Origin of the sequence: Moorena sp. SIO3B2 (assembly GCF_010692525.1) — a bacterium.
Taxonomy (GTDB): Bacteria; Cyanobacteriota; Cyanobacteriia; order Cyanobacteriales; family Coleofasciculaceae; genus Moorena; species Moorena producens.
This window is the reverse complement of the sequence record NZ_JAAHHE010000513.1, coordinates 1-3,703: the sequence shown is the minus strand read 5'-3', so window position 1 is coordinate 3,703 and position 3,703 is coordinate 1. Positions and strand designations below refer to the sequence as shown.

Here is a 3,703-nt window from a genome sequence, read left to right as displayed (position 1 = left end):
TGATGCAAAATGCTGGTGCCGATGCTGCGATCGCATCCCTGTGGAGCGTGGATGACAAAGGTACCCAAGTCTTGATGAATAAATTTTATGAGGTCTTAAAACAGGGGAACGTTACTAAAGCCGAAGCCCTCCGACAAGCTCAAATTGCTTTAATTACCAAAGTAGAGTATGGTTTGGAGCATCCCTATTTTTGGGCACCGTTTATTTTAATTGGGAATGGATTATAGCAGTTTTTAATTGGGTGAGGTATAGCAGAAGTCAGAAGTCAGAAGTCAGAAGTTAAACTCAAGCCAAACTGTAGTTTGAGACTTTTGTCATGTCCTAATTACCCTGGCGACTGCTATACTTACGCCCTTTAGGTTCCTATTTGGTTGAACTGATACAGAAAAAGCCTAGACCCAAAAGCTACCCTCTCATGGATCAGGCTTTTTCTTGTGTCCTCAAGGCCAATCTTCCTGGTTGATTTGGCTTATTTCAGTTTGCCTAAATTCCAGGTCTAATCAAAAGGTGTAATGGGAATATAAACCAACTCTGCCCCCAAGAACTCTTCTGCACTGGGAGCACGAACCCCCTTCGCACCCTTCTGCTTAAGTTGCAACACTAAAGACACTTTTCCATCCTTCAAAACCCTCTCCGGCAGGGGAATCGTGTAAACTCCCGAAGGCTGGCCTGGCCTCACCCCAAAAGGAGAAACCGTCCCTAGAATTCTACCATCCATCGACCGCACCACAATACTGGAACGGCGAGGTAGAACCCCCGCAGAGATCCTTACTCTGACTGCCTCATCGTGAGCTGGAGTGCGGGGCAACGCCAAGGTCACCTGCCCCGCCAAATCAGCAGCGTGGGAATATTGAATCCCTCCCCCAAGAAACAGACATAGACTGGCAAAAATTACTAAAGTAAAGCGCTTCAGCATCATTTCCATAACAGTAGTGTCCTAGAAGATTTTGATATTCACAGATTCAAGGGTTGCCTCTAAGGAATCCCACCTGATCCTCTTGCTATCCGGCACAAGGCCGACTTGTAAAGGTTGATCTATATCTAGATCTAGTTTCTTCTTCTTAGCCAAAGCCTTCAATGCACGAGTCAGTGGAAGGGTGAAGGTTACAGGACCGCTGTGGTGGAGTGTGCCGAACAACTCCAACGCTCCTACAAGGTGAGTTTTATATAACCCAATCCTGTCTTGTCCTTCTGGGGAATTGACTAAAACGTTAAATCTAACATCCCGCAAATTGGCTGGAACGTTAATTGTAATTTCAGCAACAATACTTGTAATTTCAGGAACAATACTGGATCCATTGCTGCTTGCCACAGCGGCTTTAAGGATCTCCTGAGGAACTTTAACATTCCTCTTGGATAACTGCTTGAAGTTCAACGAGCGACTGATTTTTTCACCAGAAAAGACTATTGGCTCGGTCCTGACCTTCTGGTATGCTGAAAGCAGGTCCTCACCAGAGCCAGGCTGATAGAAATAATTGAAGTCGCCAATCGTAGCATAATCCCCCGCCGTATTTGCCTGAACTTGATTACCATTCTCATCAATGAAAAACAGGAAGGGTTCTGCTTGCCATTTGGCTAGTTTTTCACCTTTAGGTAGGGTCGGAAAACCCAAATTTTCTTGCTTACGGGTCCACACATCCCATAGTCGATCTATATTGCAATGATGCATGAAGAAAATCGGATCGACAGGGGACAGAAATTCCTCCATGAAACCACCGATGTTGTTGTGGACGAGGTTATGGGGTTGACCCTCAAGAACGGCGAAACTAGTCTCTTGGCTATTATGGCACTCGGCGACAGCACTACCGAACTCTATGAAATTGCTGGGAGCAAGAGCTTCTTTAATAGTATCTTTTGAGACTGCTATACTGGTGTGATAGTCGAAATCAGAGCACAGCTCGGTTAGCGCACGAGCATAGTCGTCAGGGTAGAACATCGGAGCCTTTGGGTTTTCTATAGCTTGCCAAACATCATCAATTGAGCAGTATCTACGCAATTTCTGTTGACATAATTGATCTGTAGATAGGGAGTTCCAAAAATCACTCATGGGATCTTGGAACTGTTGCTTAAAAGTTTCGTAGCTGGAAATAAAGGCTTCATGGGAGGGATTAAGTACCCCCTCAAAAAAGACCTCTGGAATAGAGGGTTGCTCAGTCCAATCCCAATAGGGCAAAGCAAAATTGGGGTCGCCACTGAGTTTGCGGCAGGTTTTCTCAAACCAACCAAGATAGCCTCGGTGCCAGGGCAGGAACCACCAGTTGCCGTGGGGGCAATCGAGGATATGAATAAAGGCGTTGCGGTACCAGTTTCGAGGATCGGAGGGCGGCAGCTCCAACATTGCTTTGATTGCTTTTTTATAACTCTTCAGGGGTGCTGATGGATCTGATAAGTTGCGGCGGATATAGGTGGTTGTTTGGGCAGAGGCCTGTCCTATGGGCAATGTTGATGCCAAGAGGATACTGCCTGTACCAACAAGAAAACTTCTGCGGGAAAGTCCTGTTAAATCTTTGTTATCTGTCATGACTCTAATGAGATAGTTACAAGTGAATGACAAGTTGTCATTTGACATCTTGTAATAATACTACTATATATAGCAATTTCATATGAGTCATAAAATATAGTGGCCTTAGCCAACGCTATAACCCAAGCCCTGCAATAATTTCAGATTTTGCCGATTTTACAACTGATTTATAATTGCTATGTGTAGGTATCGGGCGAGCAGCTTGTACGCACCATGGAAACTAGGAATTCTTAATCAGGGGGGGACACAACCGTTGCTCATTTAACTCCTTATCCCCCCATCTCCCCACACCTGGGATCACCTCCCACACTTCCCTCTCTTACCCCGACTCCCTAATCCCTCTGTTAACCTAGAAGACAGAGCTGATGGGAGGTTAAGGGATGCCGTCAATCTTTCCCGGTATGGATCCGTATTTAGAGCATCCGGATTTATGGCCAGAAGTACATCATTGGTTGATTAGTTTAATTGCTGAGTCTTTAATTCCTCAGGTACGTCCGAAGTATAAAGTAGCTATTGAAAAGCGAATTTATCAGGTTAATAAAAGTAACCAAGATGACGTCTTATTAGTGGGAATTCCTGATGTTACTGTTAAACGTCAACCGAATACTGAAGATTCTTCCAGCTCTAAGGTTGCTGTTGCGTCACCAACCACAAAACCAGTAACAGTAATGGTTCCTATGCCTGAACAAATCAAGCAAGGGTATTTGGAAGTAAGAGATATGACTACCGGTGCTGTGGTAACCGCTATCGAAGTTTTATCTCCAGTAAATAAGCGCTCTGGTGAAGGGAGAGAAACTTACCTAAAAAAACGCCAACGGGTGTTAGGAAGCTTGACCAATTTAGTGGAAATCGATTTGCTCAGAGGCTGGAAACCAATGCCACTCTTAGATAATACTATCGATAGCGATTATCGTGTTTTGGTTAGTCGAGAGGAGCATCGTCCACGAGGCGAATTGTATACTTATAATCTCCCAGAGCAGCTACCAGCTTTTTCCCTACCATTACGTCCAGAAGATTCTGAAGCGATAGTAGATTTACAAGCTATAATTAATAGCGTTTATGAGCGAGGGGGTTATGATTATCAACTCGATTATGACCAAGAGCCAGTACCAGCTTTATCAGAAACAAATCGGATATGGGCTAAGGAATTGTTGAAAACTGCTATATAGCAATTTTCATAGT

At 44.4% G+C, this 3,703-nt stretch carries 4 protein-coding genes; 2 read left to right on the top strand and 2 right to left on the bottom strand.

Translation table 11 applies throughout. The annotated features are described in order from the left end of the window. The coding region (locus F6K38_RS37180; RefSeq protein ID WP_287360022.1) for a CHAT domain-containing protein at positions 1-227 on the top strand (227 nt) is incomplete at its 5' end. 269 nt (positions 228-496) lie between these two features. Here the strand turns inward: F6K38_RS37180 and F6K38_RS37175 are convergent. Next, entirely contained in the window at positions 497-925 is a 429-nt protein-coding gene (locus tag F6K38_RS37175; protein ID WP_008180385.1) for a hypothetical protein, read from the bottom strand. A 12-nt stretch (positions 926-937) separates the two neighbouring features. Next, on the bottom strand, positions 938-2,521 hold the full coding sequence (locus tag F6K38_RS37170) for a tyrosinase family protein (protein ID WP_044492368.1): 1,584 nt from the start codon (positions 2,519-2,521) through the stop codon (positions 938-940). Positions 2,522-2,901: 380 nt separating this feature from the next. Here F6K38_RS37170 and F6K38_RS37165 point away from each other — a divergent pair, with 380 nt between their 5' ends. Further along, positions 2,902-3,690 carry a DUF4058 family protein gene (locus F6K38_RS37165; RefSeq protein WP_008180381.1) on the top strand — a complete coding sequence of 263 codons (789 nt, stop codon included), beginning with the start codon at positions 2,902-2,904 and terminating at the stop codon, positions 3,688-3,690. Positions 3,691-3,703 lie beyond the last annotated feature (13 nt).